We start from the raw sequence: 16,931 nt of genomic DNA, 5'->3' as shown, positions 1-16,931 counted from the left end.
ATGCCGCGCGTGTGGGAGGTGCCGGTGCACGACTCGACCCGGGTGCGCGACGCCCGTGTCGCGGCGGAGCACGCGGCCGCCGTCGCCTCGCTGGACGAGCCGCGTACCGCGGTCGCCGCGCTGGTCGCCACCGAGCTGGCCACCAATCTGCTCAAGCACGCGGGCGGCGGGCAGGTCCTGATCGAGGTCGTGGCGCCGCCGGTCCTGGCGGCGGGCGCGGACGTGCTCCCGGTGGTGCAGATAGCGGCGGTCGACCACGGCCCGGGCATCGCGGACGTCGGGGCGGCGCTCGGTGACGGCTTCTCCACCGCGGGCTCGCTCGGCGCGGGCCTGGGCACCTGCCGGCGGATCGCCGACGACTTCGAGCTGCACAGCGCCCCCGGCCGGGGCACGGTGGCGCTGGCCCGGGTGGGCGCCGCGGTGCGGCCGGCCGGCCGGCCGGCGCCGGAGTCCGAACCCGCCCTGCGGGTCCGGGCCGGCGGGGTGAACGTGCCGTTCGGCGGGGCGGAGTACTCGGGTGACGCCTGGGCGTGGGTGCGCTCGGGGGACCGGGCGACGCTGATGCTGGCGGACGGCCTGGGCCACGGCCCGGAGGCGGCGCGGGCCTCGACGGCCGCCGTGGACGCCCTGCGCGGCGCGGCCGGGCTGCCGCCCGGGGAGGCGCTGCGCCGGCTGGACGGCGCGCTGGCCGGTACCCGGGGCGCGGCGGTGGCGGTGGCCCAGGTGGACCTGGCCGCCGGGCGGCTGCGGTTCGCCGGGATCGGCAACATCGGGGCGCGGCTGTGCGAGGCGGGCGTGTGGCGGCCGCTGGTGTCCCGGCCCGGCATCGTCGGCGTGCACCGGCCGGGCACCCTGCGCGAGGAGCAGACCGCCTGGGGCGACGACCATCTGCTGATCCTGCACAGCGACGGGCTGCCCAGCCGCTGGACGCCGCCGCCCGAGGCGTGCCGGCCGGGCGTCGACCCCGCCGTCACGGCCGCGGTCACCGTGCGCGACGCCAGCAGTTCGGCGCGGCCGGTGCGCGACGACACCGCCGTGGCCGTCCTGGCCTCGAACCCGGCGGGCCGGTGATGATGCGTACGTGGACGATCTCCGGTGTCCTGGACGCGGCCCGCGCCCGGATCGCCACCGCCCGGCTGGCCGCCGCCCACGGGGTGCCGCCGCTGGAGCGGACCCGGCTGTCGGCGGCGCTCAGCGCGCATCTGCGCCAGTGCCTGACCAAGGGCGGCACCTGGAGGCTCACCCTCAACCCGATCACCCGGGCCGGCGGGGAGAGCCGGCTCGAGGTGCTGGTGACACCCTCGCCGGAGGCGACGGCCGCGGGCCAGCCGCCCTGGCGGATGACGCTCGCCTGCCCGGAGCCGGACCGCGCCCCGCAGACGGACGCGGCGGACGGTGACCCGACGACGCTGGCGGAGGCGCTGCTCGGCGCCGACGAGGACACGGCGCTGGTGCTGCGCAAGCTGCGCGAGCAGGAGGAGCTGGTCGCCTTCCACCGGGAGGAGCTCCAGCAGACCAACCAGGGCGTGGTGGCGCTCCACGCCGAGCTGGACGCCGCCGGACGGGCGCAGCGGGAGGCGTTCGCCGCCGAACGCAAGGCGCGCACCGAGGCGGAGGAGGCCCGGCGCCGGCTGACGTTCCTGGCGGACGCCAGCGCGGTGCTGACGACGCCGCTCAACCACCACGAGATCCTCCGCCGGCTGCCGGACCTGCTGAAGCCGGCCTACGCCGGGAACGTCGACCTGTGGCTGTTCGAGACCGACGGCGACGAGCCGCGGGAGGGCGCGCACCCGGCGGCGGTGACGGCGGCCCGCACCGGGCGCCCGCAGTACGCCGCCGACCATCCGGGCGGGCTGGCCGGCGTCGACGACCATCCGCCGTCCCCGGAGCGCTCCGCCCGGCCGGTGCTGTGCATCCCGCTGCCCACCCGGCGCGAGCCGCTGGGGGTGCTGACCATGTCACCGCCCGGGGAGCGCTGGGACCCGGACGACGCGGTGATGCTGGTGGAGCTGACCCGGCGGGCCAGCATCGCCATCGACAACGCCCGGCGCTACGAGCACAACCGGGACATCGCGGAGACGCTCCAGCGGGCGCTGCTGACCGAGCTGCCGACGCCGGACTTCCTCGGTCTGGCGGCCCGCTATCTGCCGGCCACCCACGGGCTGAACATCGGCGGTGACTGGTACGACGCGTTCCGCCAGCCCGACGGCGGGGTGATCGCGGTGGTCGGCGACGTCACCGGGCACGGGCTGCACGCGGCGGTGATGATGAGCCAGCTGCGCACCGCGCTGCGCGCCTACGCCGTGGACGGAGGCAGCCCCGGCCGCCTGCTGACCCGGCTGCACAACTTCCTGCACAACCTCCAGCCCGATCTCTACGCCACCGCCGTCATCGCCCGGTTCCACCCGGACGAGCCGACGATGACCTGGGCGGCGGCCGGTCATCCGCCGCCGGTGCTGCGCGGGCCGGACGGCCGGGTGCGCGTCCTCGACGCCAAGCCCGGCGCGATGCTCGGCATCCCGCTCAAGCAGGACATCGCGGACCACACCGTACGGGTGGCGCCCGGCACGACGCTGGCGCTGTACACGGACGGTCTGGTGGAGCGCCGGGCGCGCGGCATAGACCCGGGCATCGAGCGGCTGGCGGCGGCCCTCGGGTCGTTCGGGCCGCAGGAACTCCGGATCGACCTGGGCGGCGCGGCGGACGGCATCCTGGACCCGCTGCTGAGCGACTCCGAACGGGACGACGACGTGTGCCTGCTCCTGTGCCATCTGCGTGAGGGCGGCTGAGCGGCCGGGCGGGCGCGTCCGAGTGGCGGGATGCGCGGCGGCGCGATGAGATCGGTGGGTGCGAAGCAGCGATCCCCGGGCAGGCGAAGGACGTTCGAGGCAGACCGCCCGGAGCCGCAGAAAGGGATGAACACCGTGACACGACCCAGGATTCTGGTGGTCGGCGCAGGTTTCGCCGGTGTGGAGTGCGTCCGTCGGCTGGAGAGGAAGCTCTCTCCGGGCGAGGCGGAGATCACGCTGGTGACGCCCTTCGCCTACCAGCTCTACCTTCCCCTGCTGCCCCAGGTCGCCTCAGGCGTGCTGACCCCCCAGTCGGTCGCGGTCTCGCTGCGCCGGAGCAGCAGGTACCGCACCCGGATCATCCCGGGCGGTGCCATCGGCGTGGACCTGAAGGCCAAGGTCTGCGTGGTGCGCACCATCACCGACAAGATCGTCGACGAGCCGTTCGACTACATCGTGCTGTCGCCCGGGAGCATCACCCGCACCTTCGACATCCCGGGGCTGACCGACACCGCGTTCGGCATGAAGACCCTCGCCGAGGCCGCGTACATCCGCGACCACGTCATCACCCAGCTCGACCTGGCGGACGCCAGCGAGGACCCCGCCGAGCGCGCCTCCCGCCTCCAGTTCGTCGTGGTGGGCGGCGGCTACGCCGGTACGGAGACCGCGGCCTGCCTCCAGCGTCTGACGCACGCCGCCGTCAAGCGCTACCCCCGGCTGGACCCGCGGCTGATCAAGTGGCACCTGATCGACATCGCCCCGAAGCTGATGCCGGAACTGGGCGACAAGCTGGGCCGCAGCGCCCTGGAGATCCTGCGCCGGCGTGGCATCGAGATCTCGCTCGGCGTCTCCATCGCCAAGGCCGGCCCGGAGGAGGTCACCTTCACCGACGGCCGGGTGATCCCGACCCGCACGCTCATCTGGACGGCGGGTGTCGCCGCCAGCCCGCTGATCGGCACGCTCGGCGCGGAGACGGTCAAGGGACGGCTCGCGGTCACCGCCGAGATGTGCCTGCCCGACCACGACGGGGTGTTCGCGCTGGGCGACGCGGCGGCCGTGCCCGACCTCGCCAAGGGCCAGGACGGCGCCGTCTGCCCGCCGACCGCGCAGCACGCGATGCGGCAGGGCACCCATGTCGCGGACAACGTCATCGCCGCGCTGCGCGGGCAGCCGCTGCGGCCGTACGTGCACAAGGACCTGGGGCTGGTCGTCGACCTCGGTGGCGCGGACGCGGTCTCCAAGCCGCTCGGCGTGGAGCTGCGGGGCCTGCCCGCGCAGGCGGTGGCGCGCGGCTACCACTGGTCGGCACTGCGCACCGGCGTCGCCAAGACCCGTGTGATGACCAACTGGCTGCTCAACGCGGTGGCCGGGGACGACTTCGTGCGCACCGGCTTCCAGGCCCGCAAGCCCGCGAAACTGAAGGACTTCGAGTACACCGACGCCTACCTGTCCCCGGAGGAGGTGCGGGCCCGGGTGGAGGGGGCCGGCCGGGCACGGGCCTGAGCCGTCCGACCCGGCGCGCCGTATCCGCTCGCGGCATGACATGCTGAGAAGTGGATCTCGGCGTTCGACGATGGGGAGTGTACGGCGGCGTGAGGGCAGCGGGACGCTCGGTGCGGACACGACTGCGGGACCGCGTCGCCGCCTCCGATCCGGGACTGCTCCGGCTGGTGGCCGGGCTGCGGACGGTGGGCGCGATCGCACTGGCACTCGCGGTGCTGGCGCTGATCGGCTCCGACGTCACGCATCTGGTGGCCGGCGCGATGGCGGCGATGGTCGCCACCTTCGCCATCCGGGAGAAGCAGCGCGGCCCGCAGGCGGTCACCCTGGCCCTGGGCCTGCCGGTCGCGCTGGCGTCGGTGTCCCTGGCGGCGCTGCTCTCCTCGCGGGTGGTGATCGGCGACGTCTTCTTCGTCGTCCTGATCTTCTGCGCCGTCTACGGCCGCCGGTTCGGTGACCGGGGCACGGCGCTCGGCCTGATCGGTTTCCAGCTCTACTTCGTCTCCCTGTTCGTCGGGGCGACGGTGTCGGGGCTGCCGGAGCTGTACCTGTCGCTCACCGTGGCGTTCGCGTGCAGCGCGCTGGTGCGGTTCGCGATCGTTCCGGCGACGCCGGCGGGCGTCCTGCAACGGCTGCGGCAGGCGTTCCGGGCCCGGCTGGCCCAGCTGATCTCCGCCCAGCTCGACCTGCTGGAAGCGGACCCCGACGACATCGACAAGGTGCTGGAGGACCTGCGCGAGGGCACGGCGCGGCTGCACGAGACGGCGCTGATGATCCAGACCCGGCTGGACGACAACACGCTCGACGAGTCCACCACGCGGCTGGTGCAGCGCCGGATCGCGGACGCGGAGATCGCCGCCGAGCGGCTCGGGCTGCTGCTGCTGACCGCGCGCAGCGCCCGCCGCGCGGACACCCTCACCCTGCACCTGCCGGGGGCTCCGCTGCCGTCGATGGGCCGGATGCCGGGCACCGACGAGGCGACCGGACTGCTGCGCCGGGACCTCGCGGCGCTGCGCGAGCTGGTGGTCCGGCCGCCCGCCGAGGCGCGCGGCACCGCCCTGTCCCATCTGCGCAACCGGCTGCTCGGCTACCGCGACGAGGAGAACCTGCCGGCCGCGTCCCCGGCCGCGCAGGACGTCTTCCGCGGCATCGGTGAGACGGCGCGCGCGGTGATGGGCCTGCGGGTCGCGCTGGACGGCCCGCAGGACGAGTCCGACGACTCCCCCGCCACCACCCGTTCCCGCGAGGAGCTGGACGCCGAGGACGCGGCGATCGACGCCGGGGAGGCAGCCGCCGACGAGGCGGAGCCGACCGGGCTGCGGCGCCCCACCACGCGGGCCGCGGTGCAGGTCGCGGTCGGTTCGACGCTGGCCATCGTCGGCGGTGAGATGCTCTCCGCGCAGCGCTGGTACTGGGCGGTGCTCACCTGTTGGATCGTGTTCATCAACACCGCCTCGACCGGCGAGATCCTGGTCAAGGGCTACCGGCGGCTGCTGGGTACGGTCTTCGGGGTGGTGGCCGGGATCGTGCTGGCCGGACTGGTGGGGCAGCACACCTGGACGGCGTTCGCGCTGGTCCTGGTGTTCGTCTTCGCGATGTTCTACACGGCTCCGCTGTCCTACACCCTGATGTCGTTCTTCGTCACGGCCATGCTGGGGCTGCTGTACACCCTGCTGCACACCTACAGCGCCTCGGTGCTGCTGCTGCGGATCGAGGAGACGGCGCTCGGCGCGGCCTGCGGGGTGGTGGCGGCGGCGCTGGTGCTGCCGGTGCGCACCGACAGCCGGACCGACGAGCTGCTGGGCACGGTCCTGGACCGGCTGACCGATGTCACCGAGGGTGCCGTGGACCAGCTCAGCGGCGGGCCCGCGGCCGATCTGCTGGACCGCTCCCGCGACCTCGACCAGGCGCTGGGCGATCTGCGGGCCGCGACCCAGCCGCTCACGCATCCGATCACGCCGATGCGGGCCCGGCGGGACACCGCGCGGTACGTGGTGGCGCTGCTGGAGACCTGCGCGTATCACGCGCGGTCGCTGGCGGCGACGGCCGAGCTGCTGCCCACGCACCCCTCCATCGCGGCCGATCCCCGGCTGCGGGGCGCGGTGCGGCGCACGGTGCGCAACATCGGGGCGATCGCGGCGCACGTCGCCGACCCGGGCGCGGCGACGGAGGTCGAGACGGGCCCGAGCATCGCCTCGCTCCTGGAGTACGACGCCGCGGGCGTGCCGCGCTACGGCCGGATCACCGGCCGGGTGCTGCGGCATCTGGAGCGGCTGGACGAGGCGGTGACCGGTCTCGCCCGGCCGCTGGGCGTGCCCGTCGCGGCGCCGAAGCGGTGACGGCGGGCACCCCTGCGCTCCGGTGGGCGGGGGTTTCAGAAGTCGCTGGGCAGACCGCTCGCCTCGGCGATGCCGCGCAGCTCCTCGTTCTGCCGGTGGCGTTCCTTGAGGTAGTCGGCGATCTCGCCGAGGCGGTCCGGGTCGGAGGCGGTGGCCGCGTCGGTGACCACTCTGATCGGACCGGTCTCCTCGGTGCTGATCTCTATCACCTCGTTGTCGAGCCGGCCGGTCACCGCGGTGGCGATGACCAGGGCCGCTTCGTCGCGGATCTCCTGGGGCAGGGCGTCGGCGTCCTGTCCGTCGAGGGAGAAGTCGATGGTGGGCAGTTGTTGCTCGTCGATCGCCCGCAGAACCGGCTCCACGACGTTGAGCAGCATCCGGTAGTCCTCGGTGTCCATCCGGATGCGCAGAAGGTCGAGGTAGACGTCCACGGGACGGCCGTCCGGCGGAATCTCGTGTTCGTTCATCCGTGCCGTGTTCCCCTTCCCGGATCGCTTCAGACATCGGCCGGTACGCCGGTCTCGTATGGGGCGTCCGCGGTGTCTCAGACGCGGCGCCAGCGGGCCAGGCAGAAGGAGAAGACGCCGAACAGGACCAGGCCCGCCGCGACCAGGACCAGCAGCCAGGGGCCGAGCGGGGTGTCGGCGAAGGAGCGCAGGGTGTCGTCGAGGCCCTTGGCCCGGTCGGGCTGGTAGTCGACGGCGGCCCGCACGGCGAAGGCGCCGGCCACGGCGAAGACCAGGCCCCGGGCCACTCCCCCGGCGATGCCGGTGACGTCCACCAGCCGCCGGGACCAGGGCGCCAGCTCGCCCGTCTTCAGCTTCTTGCGGTAGCTGCGGCGGGCCGCCTGTACGCCCATCACCAGGCCGGCGACGACTATGCCGACGCCGACGAGGCCGACCAGCCACCGCCCAGCGGGTGCCTCCATGACCCGGGCGGTGACGTCGCGGGACTGCTGGTCGCTGGAGCCGCCGGAGCCGTTGCCGGGGCTCGCGGCGAAGGCCAGCACCGAGTAGGCGACGAAGGCGTAGAACACGCAGCGGGCGGTGGACGCCAGCCGCTTCTTGGCCTTGCGGCCGTCGGGTCCGACGGCGCCGAACACGGCTTCCGACAGCCGCCACAGGGCCATGCCCACCAGGCCGATGCCCAGGGCCCACAGCAGTACGGAGCCGAACGGCTTGTCGGCCAGTTCCTCCAGGGCGCCGGAGCGGTCGGCCTCCCGGTTGCCGGTGCCGAAGGCGATCTGCAGGGCCAGCACGCCGACCAGCAGGTAGATCACGCCCCGGGCGGTGAGCCCGGCGCGGGCGGCGCCCTCGGCGGCCGTGCCGTCGGCGGCCCGGCGCGCCTTCGCCCGGCCCGTTCCCGTCAAGACTCTCGCGGTCATGTCTCGTCCTCCCCTGTTCCGGAGTCCCGGATGCCCCCGCGCGGGCCCCGCACACCCGGCGGGCGGAGGGCCGTTACGGACCGTCCGGTTCCGGCGCGACCGGGCCCCGCACGCGCCGCGCGGGCCGGCGCGTGCGGGGCCCCAGGGCGTCCGTGACGGCCGTGCGGCCCGGCCAGGCGAGCCAGCGGCCCGTCCCGGTGCCCGATGACGCCCAGGGCGCCGGGACGGGCCGGCTCCGCCACGGCCTGCCGTGCGGATCGGGTCGCGGCCACGTGTCGTCGTCACGCCCTCCGCCCTCGTCGCCGTACCGCCGCCGCCCGTCCCGCGCCGGGCGGGACGAGGCGGCGGTACGGCGCTCCGGCCGGCGGGCCCGGCCGCCGGGTCAGGCCGCGGGCACGGCCGGCGGGGCGGCGGGGACGGGGGCCAGCCAGGCGCGGGCCGCGTGGAGGGCGGCGCGCACGTCGCGGGTGCCGGTCGACACGCACAGCGTGTACGCCAGGTCCCGGGCGCGCGGGCTCGCCTCGGCCGGGCGGCCGGCCGGGTCGCCGGCCGCCTCCGCCTCGTACGCGTCGACGAGCCTGCGCAGCACGGCCGGGTGGGGCTTCAGCATCGGGGTCCGTTCTCTCGTGGGGGGTCGGTGCGGCTCTCTCGTGGGGGGTCGGTGCGGCGCGGGTCGCCGGGTCAGCCGCGGCGGGCGGGGCGCTTGCCCATCGCCTCGTCGCGGACCCGGGCGCAGCTGCGGCTGATGAGCCGGGAGACGTGCATCTGCGAGATGCCGAGCTTGTCGGCTATGCGGCTCTGGGTCATGTCCTCGAAGAAGCGCATGTAGAGGATGGCGCGCTCCCGCTCGGGCAGCCTGCGCAGGCCCTCCTTGGCGGACTCGCGGTCGACCACGATGTCGTAGGAGTCGTCGGCGGAGCCGAGGGTGTCGGCGAGGCTGTAGCCGTCGTCGCCGGCCGAGAGTTCGGCGTCCAGCGACAGGGTGCTGAAGCTCTCCAGCGCCTCCATGCCGGCGGTGACCTCGTCCTCGGTGAGGCCGGTGTGGGCGGCGATGTCGGCGGTCGAGGGCTCGGGGCTGCCCGGGTTCTGGGTCAGCTCGCGCCGGGCCACCCGCACCTTGTTGCGCAGTTCCTGGACCCGGCGGGGCACCCGCAGGGCCCACATGCGGTCGCGGAAGTGCCGCTTGACCTCACCGGTGATGGTGGGGACGGCGTAACTCTCGAAGGCACCCCGCTCCGGGTCGAACCGGTCGATGGCCTTCACCAGGCCCAGTGCGGCGACCTGGCGGAGGTCCTCGACCGACTCGCCGCGGTCGCGGAAGCGGCCGGCGATGCGGTGGGCCATGGGCAGCCACGCGGTGACGAGTTCGTCGCGGACCGCGTCCCGCTCGGGACCGTCCTCCAGTTCCGCCAGCCGGACGAACAGGCTCGCGGTGTCGGGGGCGTCGTCGTGGCGGCGCCGGGCCGGCCCGGCCGACGGATCGGCGGCGGGCTCGGTCACGGTGGCGGCGGGCTGGGCTGCGGCGGGACGGTCGGTGGGCGTGTCGATGAGCATGCGGATTCGCTCCTGAACGGTGGTCTCAGGGGACTGTCCGCGGGAACGGGGCCGAGATCGACTGGAGCGTCGAAGCAGCCATACCGCTCCCGCTGCTGCGCCTCCGGTCCGAAGCACGAAACTGCGACTGCCCCTGCCTTCCGGGAACAAACTCCGCTTTTCGAAAAGTACTCAGGACAGCGGTACGAGGACGCTGATGCACTTGCCGCCGGACGGAAGTCCGGAGACCCTGACGTCGCGTGCCAGGCGGCAGACGATGGGCCAGCCGCGGCCGCCCACCCGCCAGCGGCCCTGCCGGTCGGCGGGCGGCACCGGCGCGGGCAGCGCGTCGCTGCGGTCGCTGACCGACACCCGCAGGGCGGGGCCGTCGACGTCGATCCGGAAGTCGGTGACACCGCCGCCGTGCAGGATGGCGTTGGTGGTGAGTTCCGAGGCGACCAGCAGCGCGTCGGACAGGGCGTCGGCGTCGCACCGGGCACCGCCCGACCGGCAGCGCGCGGAGATCGCGCGTTCCACGGCCCGGCGGGCCTCGGCGGGTTTGCTCGGCCGCAGCGGCCGGCCCTGCTCGTCACCGGGCCGTCCGGCGGCGTCGGGGGTCATGGGGCTTTCACACATCCGTCAGCTCCCTGATCGGTGGAACCAAGAAGAACCAAGAACCGAGAACCGAGCCGGAGCCCGCCGTGCTCACGGCCGTCTCGCTGTACCGGCTGACCTCTCCCCGCACCGGCAAACCTCGCGGCATCCGTACGGCGCAACGGCCATGCGGGCGTCGTACCGGGGGTACGTGGTGTCCATGACGGATGTCGTGGACTCGGACGAACTGCTGCGCCGGATGCACCGGGCGCGGGCCTGCGCGGCCCAGGAGGAGCGGAACTGGCGCACCCGGAGCGGGGAGCTGCGCGGCTCCGACCCGGAGGCGGCCCGGGAGGCAGCGGTACGGGCGGTGGCGTACGAGACGGTCCTGCGGGTGCTGGACGAGATCCTCACCCCGGGGCGGCGGGCCGAGGGGACCTGACCCCGGGCGGGCGCCTCCGGAGGGCCGACGCGCGGCCCGGCGGCCGGCTCCCCGGAGGACGGCCGTCCCCGGCCCCGCATCCCCGCCGGGAACGGCGGTGCCGATTGGCCGGCTCCCGGCGGGGAAGCCGCAGGGGATGGCCATCGATCACACGCGGGCACCGGTTCTGGAGGCCCTCGCCGACTACCGTCGCGAGGGCCGTCTGTCGTTCACGCCCCCGGGGCACAAACAGGCCCGGGGCGCCGATCCGGCGGTGCGGGAGGTACTGGGCGACGCCGTCTTCCTCGGTGACGTGCTGGCGACCGGCGGGCTCGACGACCGGCTCACCCGCGACCGGGTGCTCCAGCGCGCCCAGGAGCTGATGGCCGACGCCGTCCACGCCGACCACACGTTCTTCTCCACCTGCGGCAGCTCCCTGTCGGTCAAGGCGGCGATGCTCGCGGTGGCCGGCCCGCACGAGAAGCTGCTGATCGGCCGGGACGCCCACAAGTCCGTGGTGTCCGGCCTGGTGCTGTCCGGTATCGAACCGGTCTGGGTCGAGCCCCGCTGGGACGCGGAACGGCACCTCGCCCATCCGCCGTCCGCCGCGGAGTACGAGGCCGCCTTCGCCGCGCACCCGGACGCCCGGGGCGCGCTGGTCACCAGCCCGACGCCGTACGGCGCCGGCGCGGACCTGCGGGCCGTCGCCGAGGTCTGCCACCGGCGCGGCCGGCCGCTGATCGTCGACGAGGCGTGGGGCGCGCACCTGCCGTTCCACCCGGATCTGCCGTCCTGGGCGATGGACGCGGGCGCCGACATCTGTGTGACCAGCATCCACAAGATGGGCAGCGGCCTGGAGCAGGGCTCGGTCTTCCACCTCCAGGGCGACCTGGTCGAACCCGGGCTGCTCGGCATGCGCGCGGACCTGCTCAGCACCACCAGCCCCTCGGCGCTGATCTACGCGGGGCTGGACGGCTGGCGCCGCCAGATGGCGCTGCGCGGGCAGGAGATCATGGGTGGCGCGCTGGAGCTGGCGGCGGAGACGCGGGCCGCGATCGAGGAGATCGACGGCATGCACGTCAACGACCGGGCCGACTTCTGCGGGCCGGGGCTGGCCGACGGCTTCGACCCGCTGCCGGTGGTGATCGACCTCGACGGGCTGGGCGTCTCCGGTTACCAGGCCGCCGACTGGCTGCGCGAGCGGCGCGGTGTCGTCGCCCACCTCACCGACCACCGGCGGATCGGCACGCAGATCACCCACGGCGACGACCGGGAGACCACCGGGGAACTGCTGGCGGCGCTCAAGGAGCTGGCGCACGCCGCCCCCGGGCTGCCCGACGCCCCGCGGGTGGCGGTGCCCTCCCCGGCCGAGCTGCGGATGGAGCAGGTGCGGCTGCCCCGGGACGCGTTCTTCGGGCCGGCCGAGGACGTGCCGCTGGAGCGCGCGGCCGGCCGGATCGCGGCGGAGATGATCACGCCGTACCCGCCGGGCATCCCGGCCGTGCTCCCCGGCGAGCGGCTGACCGAGCCGGTGCTGCGCTATCTGACGAGCGGGCGGGACGCCGGGATGTTCCTGCCCGACCCGAGCGATCCGGCGCTGGGGACGGTGCGGGTCGCCGCCGGGGACGCCGGGTGACGCCGGGACCCCCGCGCCGGGTGGGACGGGTCACGCGCCCGGGGTCCGATTTCACGGAACCTCCGCAAATGGTTTAGCGTTCACCCATACGTGGTGACGGGGTCGATCCGCGCGGTCCCCCGAGCGCCACCGTGTACGGCCCTGGCTGGCTCCCCCCGTCCAGCCAGGGCTTTCTCATGCCGTCACGGAATCTTCGCTGCCCGCCGAGGTGCTCGGGGCCGCGCGGGGGGCTCCAATGGGCGTAGGGGAAAACCGGAACCGCATCGCCGGCGAGGAGTTCCGTGTCATGACCAAAGCGATCAAACTGCTCTCCGTCCTCCCCCCGCCCCAGCGGGCGCGGCTGACCGAACTGGCCCGAGAGGTCCACTTCCCGGAGGACACCCGCATCTTCGAGGCCGGCGGCACCGCCGACCGCTTCTGGGTGGTGCGCTCAGGCGCCGTCTCCCTGACCCAGCGGGTGACGTCCCTGCGCAGCGTCACCGTGGCCAGTCTCGGCGCCGGTGATCTGCTCGGCTGGTCGTGGCTGTTCCCGCCGTACCGGTGGGACTTCGGCGCCGAGGCGTTCAGCGCGGTGCGCGCCTACGAGTTCGACGCCGCGGCCGTGCTCAGGCTCTGCGAGGACGACCCCCGGCTGGGCGTGGTGCTGGTGCGGTCCGTCGCCGAGATCCTGGCGCACCGCCTGGAGACCACCCGGGGCAAGCTCCTGGAGCAGTACACGATGCACCACAGCAGCGGACCGCTCTGACCGCCCGCCCCGTCAGACCCGGTAGCGGCGCAGCGCGGGCACGGCCAGGGCGAGGGCCAGCATCACCACGACGACCAGCAGCCCGCCCCCGGCCACGGCACCGCGCGGTCCGAAGGCCGAGCCCGCGGTGCCGTGCAGCGCGTCGGCCAGGCGCGGGCCGCCCGCGACGACCACCGTGAAGACGCCCTGCATCCGGCCGCGCATCTCGTCGGTCGCGGCGGAGAGCAGGATGGACCCGCGGAAGACCATGGAGACCATGTCGGCGACCCCGGCGACGGCGAGGAAGACGGCCGCGACCCACAGATTGCCGCTCAGCCCGAAGCCCGCGACGGCCGCGCCCCAGGCGACGACCGCGCCGATCACCATCCAGCCGTGCCGCCGGACCCGGGAGAAGACGCCGGAGAACAGCCCGCCGGCCACCGCCCCGATGGGGATCGCCGCGTACAGCAGGCCCAGCGCGAAGCCCTCGCCCCAGCCGGCGTACGTCTCGGCGGCGAGCTGCGGGAACAGTGCCCGGGGCATGCCGAGGACCATGGCGACGATGTCGGCGAGGAAGGACAGCAGCAGCACCGTGTGCCCGGCGATGTAGCGGAAGCCCGCGACCACCTCGCGCAGGCCCGCCCGGCGCTTCCCGGCACCGGACAGCGGCAGCAGCGCGGGCAGCCGGTACACCGCCCAGACCGTGACGCACAGGGCCACGGCGTCGATGAGGTACAGCTCCGGCAGCCCGATGACCGGGATGAGGACGCCCGCGAGCAGCGGCCCCACCACCTGGCCGGTCTGCATGACGGTCGAGCCGAGCGCGTTGGCGGCGGGCAGCTCGTCCGCGGGGACCAGCCGGGCGATGGAGGCGCTGCGGGCCGGGGAGTTCAGGCCCCAGAACGCCTGCTGGAGGGCGAGCAGGACCATCAGGACGGCGACCGACGCGAGGCCGGTGGCGGCCTGGACGAAGAACAGCAGCGAGGTCACGGCTATGCCGGTGTTGGTGATCAGCAGCAGCTTGCGGCGGTCCATGGTGTCGGCGACCGCGCCGCCCCACAGCGCGAACACGACCAGCGGGACGAGCCCGGCGAGGCCGGCGGCGCCGACCCAGGCCGAGGAGCCGGTGATGTCGTAGATCTGCTTGGGCACGGCGACGGCGGTGAGCTGGCTGCCGACGGCCGTGACGATGGTGGAGACCCACAGCCTGCGGTAGGCGGGGCGGGCGAGCGGGCGGGTGTCCATCGCCCAGCGGCGCCAGCCGCGCCGGGGCGCGGGTTCCGGACCGGTGCCCGCCTCCCGGGGTCCGGACTCTGGTTCGGGGGCGTTCGCCCGGGGTGCGGTACCGCTGTCGCTCGTGTCCACGCATTCCTACTTGGTAGCTACATCTTTCGACTCCAGGGCATCACTATCGCAGGGCGTGGGGGCGGGGCGGTGTGAGGGAGCACTCAGCTGCCGGTGATGAGCAGGACGCCCATGGTGATCATGGTGGCGGCGACCAGGCCGTCCAGGACCCGCCAGGCCGCCGGCCGGGCCAGGAAACGGCCGAGGTAGCGGGCGCCGAACCCGAGCGCCGCGAACCAGACGAGGCTCGCCAGCGCGGCCCCCAGCCCGAAGGTCCAGCGCAGCGAACCCCGGTCGGCGGCGACGGAACCGAGCAGGAAGACGGTGTCCAGGTAGACGTGGGGGTTGAGCCAGGTCAGCGCCAGGCAGGTGAGCACCGCCCGGCGCCGTGAGGTCGCGGCGTCGCCGCCCTCGGTCCGCAGCGCGCCGGCCGGCCGCACCACCCGCCGGGCCGCCAGGGCGCCGTAGCCCAGCAGGAACGCCCCGCCGATCCAGCCGACCGCCGTCAGCGCGCCCGGCCACGCCACCACCACGGCGCCCACACCGCCGACGCCCAGGGCGATCAGGAGCGCGTCGGACAGGGCGCAGATGCCGACGACGGCGAGGACGGCGTCGCGGCGGATGCCCTGGCGCAGGACGAAGGCGTTCTGGGCGCCGATGGCGACGATGAGGGAGAGACCGGTACCGAACCCGGCGGCCGCGGCGGTCAGGGCGTTGTTCATGTCCTCGACGCTAAGCGGACGGTCACCGCGCGTACAGCTAAAGATTCTTACGTATCCTTAGCGTCCATGAAGACAACGGCTGGGGGGTCGCTGGGCGACCTGCCCCTGGACCAGGTGCGGACGCTGCTGGCGGTGGTGGACGAGGGGACGTTCGAGGCCGCCGCGGCGGCGCTGCACGTGACGCCGTCGGCGGTGAGCCAGCGGGTGAAGGCCCTGGAGCAGCGCACGGGCCGGGTGCTGCTGCTGCGCACCAAGCCGGTGCGGCCGACGCCGTCCGGCGCGGTGCTGGTGCGGCTCGCCCGGCAGCTGGCGTGGCTGGAGCGGGACGCCCACGCCGAGCTGGGGCTGAGCGGCGCCGGTGAGCCGACCCGGGTGTCGGTGGCGGTCAACGCGGACTCGCTGGCGACCTGGTTCCTGACGGCCCTGACCCGGGTGCCCCGCGATCCCCCGCTCTGCTTCGAGCTGCGCCGCGAGGACGAGACCCACACCGCCGCCTTGCTGCGCGAGGGCGTGGTCATGGCCGCGGTGACCTCCGCGGCGGACGCGGTGCCTGGCTGTTCGGTACGGCCGCTGGGGCGGATGCGCTATCTCCCGGTGGCGGCACCGGAGTTCGCCGCCCGGCACCTGGGCGAGCCGGTGCGCGAGGCGCTGGCCGTGGCGCCGGTGGTGGTGTTCGACCGGCGCGACGACCTCCAGGACGGGTTCGTGCGCGGGCTCGGCGGCGGGCACGGGGCGGCGGGCGCGGCGCGGCACTACGTGCCCACGTCGGAGGGGTTCCTGGAGGCCGTCGTCGCCGGACTGGGCTGGGGCGTAGTGCCCGAGACGCAGGCGCTGCCGCTGCTGCGGGCGGGCCGGCTGACCGAGCCGCTGCCCGGCACGAAGGTCGACGTGCCGCTGTTCTGGCAGCAGTGGAAGCTCGACTCCCCCGCCCTGGCGGCGGTGGCCGAGGCGGTCATGGACGGCGCGGCGCGCGCACTGCGCCGTTAGGAGCGCCTGTCGTCCGGGACACGCGGCGGACGCGTCACTCAGCCGGCCCGCCGCGCGCCCTGGGACCGTCCCCCGGTACCGACTTCGCCGTCCCGCGCCTCGGGCCGTCCCGTAACTCCGCCGCCCCGGAAGCGACTTTGCGGCCTCCCGCCCGTTTCGCCCCCGCGGTATCAGGTCACCCGGAGACGAGCAAGCCGAATCCGTACAGCGCGACACGACGATCGCAGGTGACTTTCATGGACGACTGGCGCGAGCACGCGGCCTGCCGCGACGAGGACCCCGACCTGTTCTTCCCGATCGGTTCCTCGGGCCCGGCGCTGATGCAGACCCAGCAGGCCAAGGCGGTGTGTCACCGCTGCCCGGTCCGGGACCAGTGTCTGCGGTGGGCGCTCGACACGGGGCAGTCCATCGGCGTCTGGGGCGGGACCGACGAGAACGAACGGCGGGCCCTGAAGCGGCGGCTGGCGAACCGGCGGCGCTCGGGCTGACCCGGGGCCTCACCCGGCCACGGGACCGGAGAGGCGGACGGCGGGTGTGCCGCGTAGGCTCGCGGCACACCCGCCGTCCGTCCGCCGTCGCCTTCGAAGGGGAGCCGCCGTGACCGTACGGGTACGCCGCGTCTACGACCCGCCCGAGCCGGACGGCGGACCGCGCGTCCTGGTCGACCGGCTGTGGCCGCGCGGCCTGAAGAAGGAGGCGGCCCACGTGGACGAGTGGCCCAAGGCCCTCACCCCGTCCACCGAGTTGCGCCGCTGGTACCACGCGGGCGAGGGCTCCTTCGAGGAGTTCGCCCGGCGCTACGAGGCGGAGCTGACCGCCCCCGAGGCGGCCGAGGCCCTCGACGGGGTGCGGGAACGCGCTCGCGCGGGCACGGTGACGCTGCTGACCGCCGCGAAGGACGTCGACCACAGCCACGCCGCCGTGCTGGCCCGGCTCCTCGGCCAGGGGTGACGGGCCC

At 74.7% G+C, this 16,931-nt stretch carries 17 protein-coding genes; 10 read left to right on the top strand and 7 right to left on the bottom strand.

Features of this window, described 5'->3' with window-relative positions; translation table 11 throughout:
- From Sdagh_RS06405 to Sdagh_RS06390, 4 genes are all read left to right on the top strand, one after another.
- Window positions 1–1,071 (top strand): ATP-binding SpoIIE family protein phosphatase, encoded by a 1,071-nt coding sequence (locus Sdagh_RS06405; protein ID WP_190078104.1) that lies wholly within the window; start codon window positions 1–3, stop codon window positions 1,069–1,071.
- Window positions 1,071–2,789, top strand: coding sequence for a PP2C family protein-serine/threonine phosphatase (locus Sdagh_RS06400; protein ID WP_189420469.1), 1,719 nt, complete (start codon window positions 1,071–1,073; stop codon window positions 2,787–2,789). Before Sdagh_RS06405 ends, Sdagh_RS06400 begins: the two co-directional genes overlap by 1 nt.
- 126 nt (window positions 2,790–2,915) lie before the next feature.
- Complete coding sequence (locus tag Sdagh_RS06395) at window positions 2,916–4,292, top strand: NAD(P)/FAD-dependent oxidoreductase (protein ID WP_189420471.1); 1,377 nt, start codon at window positions 2,916–2,918, stop codon at window positions 4,290–4,292.
- Between the two features lie 89 nt (window positions 4,293–4,381).
- A complete protein-coding gene (locus Sdagh_RS06390; protein WP_189420474.1) occupies window positions 4,382–6,628 on the top strand; it encodes an FUSC family protein in 2,247 nt (748 codons plus the stop codon).
- A gap of 35 nt (window positions 6,629–6,663) precedes the next feature.
- On the opposite strand, the gene Sdagh_RS06385 is transcribed toward Sdagh_RS06390, so the two are convergent.
- From Sdagh_RS06385 to Sdagh_RS06365, 5 genes are all read right to left on the bottom strand, one after another.
- A complete protein-coding gene (locus Sdagh_RS06385; RefSeq protein WP_189420476.1) occupies window positions 6,664–7,095 on the bottom strand; it encodes a hypothetical protein in 432 nt (143 codons plus the stop codon).
- A 77-nt stretch (window positions 7,096–7,172) separates the two neighbouring features.
- A complete protein-coding gene (locus tag Sdagh_RS06380; protein ID WP_189420478.1) occupies window positions 7,173–8,012 on the bottom strand; it encodes a DUF1206 domain-containing protein in 840 nt (279 codons plus the stop codon).
- 382 nt (window positions 8,013–8,394) lie between these two features.
- Complete coding sequence (locus Sdagh_RS06375) at window positions 8,395–8,622, bottom strand: DUF5133 domain-containing protein (protein WP_190010943.1); 228 nt, start codon at window positions 8,620–8,622, stop codon at window positions 8,395–8,397.
- 71 nt (window positions 8,623–8,693) lie between these two features.
- Entirely contained in the window at window positions 8,694–9,566 is an 873-nt protein-coding gene (locus Sdagh_RS06370) for a SigB/SigF/SigG family RNA polymerase sigma factor (protein WP_189420482.1), read from the bottom strand.
- Between the two features lie 171 nt (window positions 9,567–9,737).
- Window positions 9,738–10,181: an ATP-binding protein gene (locus tag Sdagh_RS06365; protein WP_189420485.1), complete on the bottom strand. Its 444-nt coding sequence runs from the start codon at window positions 10,179–10,181 to the stop codon at window positions 9,738–9,740.
- 178 nt (window positions 10,182–10,359) lie between these two features.
- On the opposite strand from Sdagh_RS06365, the gene Sdagh_RS06360 reads away from it, so the two are divergent.
- From Sdagh_RS06360 to Sdagh_RS06350, 3 genes are all read left to right on the top strand, one after another.
- Window positions 10,360–10,581: a hypothetical protein gene (locus Sdagh_RS06360; RefSeq protein WP_190078105.1), complete on the top strand. Its 222-nt coding sequence runs from the start codon at window positions 10,360–10,362 to the stop codon at window positions 10,579–10,581.
- Window positions 10,582–10,717: 136 nt separating this feature from the next.
- Entirely contained in the window at window positions 10,718–12,196 is a 1,479-nt protein-coding gene (locus tag Sdagh_RS06355; RefSeq protein ID WP_190010942.1) for an aminotransferase class I/II-fold pyridoxal phosphate-dependent enzyme, read from the top strand.
- A gap of 286 nt (window positions 12,197–12,482) precedes the next feature.
- Window positions 12,483–12,941 carry a cyclic nucleotide-binding domain-containing protein gene (locus Sdagh_RS06350; protein WP_189420492.1) on the top strand — a complete coding sequence of 153 codons (459 nt, stop codon included), beginning with the start codon at window positions 12,483–12,485 and terminating at the stop codon, window positions 12,939–12,941.
- A gap of 12 nt (window positions 12,942–12,953) precedes the next feature.
- Here the strand turns inward: Sdagh_RS06350 and Sdagh_RS06345 are convergent, their stop codons facing one another.
- Window positions 12,954–14,285 carry an MFS transporter gene (locus Sdagh_RS06345; RefSeq protein WP_226534653.1) on the bottom strand — a complete coding sequence of 444 codons (1,332 nt, stop codon included), beginning with the start codon at window positions 14,283–14,285 and terminating at the stop codon, window positions 12,954–12,956.
- 83 nt (window positions 14,286–14,368) lie between these two features.
- Entirely contained in the window at window positions 14,369–14,986 is a 618-nt protein-coding gene (locus Sdagh_RS06340; protein ID WP_189420494.1) for a LysE/ArgO family amino acid transporter, read from the bottom strand.
- A 66-nt stretch (window positions 14,987–15,052) separates the two neighbouring features.
- Here Sdagh_RS06340 and Sdagh_RS06335 point away from each other — a divergent pair, with 66 nt between their 5' ends.
- The 3 genes from Sdagh_RS06335 to Sdagh_RS06325 all read left to right on the top strand — a co-directional run bounded on the left by Sdagh_RS06335 (window position 15,053) and on the right by Sdagh_RS06325 (window position 16,924).
- A complete protein-coding gene (locus tag Sdagh_RS06335; protein ID WP_190078106.1) occupies window positions 15,053–15,973 on the top strand; it encodes a LysR family transcriptional regulator ArgP in 921 nt (306 codons plus the stop codon).
- 236 nt (window positions 15,974–16,209) lie between these two features.
- The gene (locus Sdagh_RS06330; protein WP_189420498.1) at window positions 16,210–16,461 is read left to right on the top strand and encodes a WhiB family transcriptional regulator; all 252 of its coding nucleotides are present in this window, start codon (window positions 16,210–16,212) and stop codon (window positions 16,459–16,461) included.
- 109 nt (window positions 16,462–16,570) lie between these two features.
- Complete coding sequence (locus Sdagh_RS06325) at window positions 16,571–16,924, top strand: DUF488 domain-containing protein (protein ID WP_190078107.1); 354 nt, start codon at window positions 16,571–16,573, stop codon at window positions 16,922–16,924.
- Window positions 16,925–16,931 lie beyond the last annotated feature (7 nt).

Source organism: Streptomyces daghestanicus, assembly GCF_020521275.1.
GTDB classification, from domain to species: Bacteria; Actinomycetota; Actinomycetes; order Streptomycetales; family Streptomycetaceae; genus Streptomyces; species Streptomyces griseoviridis.
The sequence above is the reverse complement of the archived record's forward strand: the minus strand, read 5'-3'. Positions and strand labels throughout refer to the sequence as shown.